Origin of the sequence: Streptomyces sp. NPDC057654 (genome assembly GCF_042800135.1) — a bacterium.
Taxonomy (GTDB): Bacteria; Actinomycetota; Actinomycetes; order Streptomycetales; family Streptomycetaceae; genus Streptomyces.
On record NZ_JBHVHQ010001494.1, the window covers coordinates 1 to 1,013 of the forward strand.

Consider the following 1,013-nt stretch of genomic DNA (forward strand, 5'->3'; position numbering starts at 1 on the left):
CACCAGGTCTCGGCTGCGCTGATGCGGTCCTCCCGCTCATCCGGCCCCATGGAGCCACCGGTGAACGTGATGACGCTGGTGTGGGCGGAACGGTAGGTGGCCAGCGGTACGCCGCTGGCGTCGAGGGTGACCTGGCGGGCCTCGTCGTAGTGGTCGCCTTCCTCGTCACCGGGGGCGAGCGCGGGGGGTGCCGCCGGGATGGTCACCAGGGTCAGGGCGAGGGGCACCTCGGCCGTATCCGGAGTCTGCGGAACGGGGGTCAGGAGTTGCAGGGTCAAGGAACTTCCTTACGTGAGAGGGACAGCGGTGGGCTTCGTGCGGTCGGGCGAGGGCGGGGCCCTGGCCTGCCGGGCCGCGGTCACCGTTGTTCCTCCGTCGCCAGCGCGGAATCCGGGACGGGCGGAGCCGTGGGTTGGTCCGGGTGGTGGCGCTGGTGGGGCCGGGTCGGGAGGGGGCCGTCGTGAAAGGCGGCGTACGACTGGCCAACCGGGGTCAGGGACCGGCCACGCCAGGGCGTGAGGATGGCGCGCAGTACGGGCGCCAGCCACACGGCACCGTCCGAGAAGACCAGGTGCGCCAGGGGCGCCTGGAGGTTCACAGGCCCCGCCCCGCGGCGCTGTCCGAGGGCAGGACGACGCTCGCGGTGCGCGCCGGCCCGCCCGCCGGCGGGCACGGCTGGCCGATGGCCCGGGCGGGTGCCACCTGCGGTCGCCCGGCGCCCAGGCGCTCAAGGAGGAAAGCGGTGGTGACCAGCCCACTGTGGCTGAACGCCTGCGGGAAGTTGCCCAGTTGGCGCTGGAGGTGGGGGTCCCATTCCTCGGCGAGCAGCCCGAGGTCGTTGCGGAGCGAGAGGAGCTTGCCGAACAGCTTGCGCGCCTCGTCCACCCGGCCGATCATCGCGAGGTCGTCGGCGAGCCAGAACGAGCAGGCGAGGAAGGCCCCTTCGTCGCCCTCCAGCCCGTCCACGCCCGCGTCGTCGCCGCTCGTCGGGTAGCGCAGCACGAAGCCGTCCT

3 protein-coding genes are annotated in these 1,013 nt (G+C 73.2%); all 3 read right to left on the bottom strand.

The features are described 5' to 3' along the window. Positions 1-278: hypothetical protein (locus ACFU99_RS44595; RefSeq protein ID WP_384404650.1), on the bottom strand; the 278-nt coding region annotated here is incomplete at its 3' end. Between the two features lie 80 nt (positions 279-358). After that, on the bottom strand, positions 359-598 hold the full coding sequence (locus ACFU99_RS44600; RefSeq protein ID WP_384404652.1) for a hypothetical protein: 240 nt from the start codon (positions 596-598) through the stop codon (positions 359-361). Beyond that, positions 595-1,013 (bottom strand): glycoside hydrolase family 15 protein (locus ACFU99_RS44605; protein ID WP_384404654.1); only part of this gene is annotated, 419 nt, incomplete at its 5' end. The genes ACFU99_RS44600 and ACFU99_RS44605, both read right to left, overlap by 4 nt.